2 protein-coding genes are annotated in these 1,290 nt (G+C 76.7%); both read left to right on the forward strand.

The window, feature by feature from the left end; all coding sequences use genetic code 11:
• On the forward strand, nt 1-316 hold a 316-nt coding region (locus E1266_RS37275; protein ID WP_132055288.1), incomplete at its 5' end, for an ATP-binding cassette domain-containing protein.
• Nucleotides 317-403: 87 nt separating this feature from the next.
• Nucleotides 404-1,267, forward strand: a complete 864-nt coding sequence (locus E1266_RS37280; protein WP_207946164.1) for a methyltransferase domain-containing protein — start codon at nt 404-406, stop codon at nt 1,265-1,267.
• Nucleotides 1,268-1,290: the final 23 nt, after the last annotated feature.

A 1,290-nucleotide genomic window follows, 5' to 3' on the forward strand; every position in this document is an offset into this window, starting at 1 on the left:
GGGCCTGTCGGGCGGGCAGCGGCAGCGGCTGCTGCTGGCGCGGGCGCTGCTGGCCGAGCCGCCGGTGCTGGTGCTGGACGAGCCGGCCGAGGCGCTGGACCCGGTGGCGGCCGACGCGGTGACGCGGGATCTGCTGGAGTCGCCGGGCGGGGCGACGGTGCTGCTGGTCACGCACCGGCTGGCGGCGCTGGACGCGGCGGACGAGGTGGTGGTGCTGGACCGGGGCCGGGTGGTGCAGCGCGGCCGGCACGATGAGCTGCTCGCGGTGCCGGGTGCGTACCGGGACCTGTGGGAGGCGGAGCTGCTGGCGGCGTGACGTCGGCCGCCCACCCGGGGGTGGTCCGGTTTTCCTGCCGGTGATTGGACCTTCTCCGGGGACCATTGCCCGCGGCACGGTGGTGCCATGGACACCACGATGACGGCGGAATCGGGCGGCGCGGAGCCGGGCGGCGCACAACCGAGGGACTACGTGCACGGGTACTCGGGGCGGGAGGCGCGGCGGCTCGGCGACCAGGCCGACACGCTCGCCGGCCTGCTGCACGAGGGCACCTCCTACCCGGCCGGGAGCCGCGTGCTGGAGGTCGGCTGCGGCGTCGGCGCGCAGACGGTGCACCTGGTCGGGCGCTCCCCCGGCATGCGCCTGACCGCGGTCGACGTCTCCGGCGCGTCGCTGGCGCAGGCCCGCGCCCGCGTCGCCGCGTCCCGTCCCGGCGCCGAGGTGGCGTGGGTGCGGGCGGACCTGCACGAGCTGCCGTTCGAGGACGGCGAGTTCGACCACCTGTTCGTGTGCTTCGTCCTGGAGCACCTCCCCGATCCGGGTGCCGCGCTGGCGGCGCTGCGGCGGGTGCTGCGGCCGGGCGGGACGCTCACGGTGATCGAGGGCGACCACGGCTCGGCGTTCCTGCATCCCGACAGCGCCCATGCCCGCGCGGCGATCGGGCACCTGGTGGCGCTGCAGGGCCGGGCCGGCGGGGACGCGCTGATCGGGCGGCGGCTGCATCCGCTGCTGTCCGGCGCCGGGTTCGGGGAGGTGGAGGTGTCCCCCAGGACGGTGTACGCCGACGGGTCGCGTCCGGGGCTGGTGCAGGGGTTCACTCTGGACACCTTCACCGCGATGGTCGAGTCGGTCGGTGCCGAGGCCGTCGCGGCGGGGCTGTCCACGCCCGCGGACTGGGACCGCGGCGTGGCGGGCCTGCGCCGCGCGGCGGGCGAGGACGGGACGTTCTGCTACACGTTCTTCAAGGCCGTCGCGACCCTCCCGGCGTGAGCCGGGGGGCCGCGGTGTGAGGG

The sequence above is a fragment of the Actinomadura sp. 7K534 genome (assembly GCF_004348575.1).
GTDB lineage: Bacteria > Actinomycetota > Actinomycetes > Streptosporangiales > Streptosporangiaceae > Spirillospora > Spirillospora livida.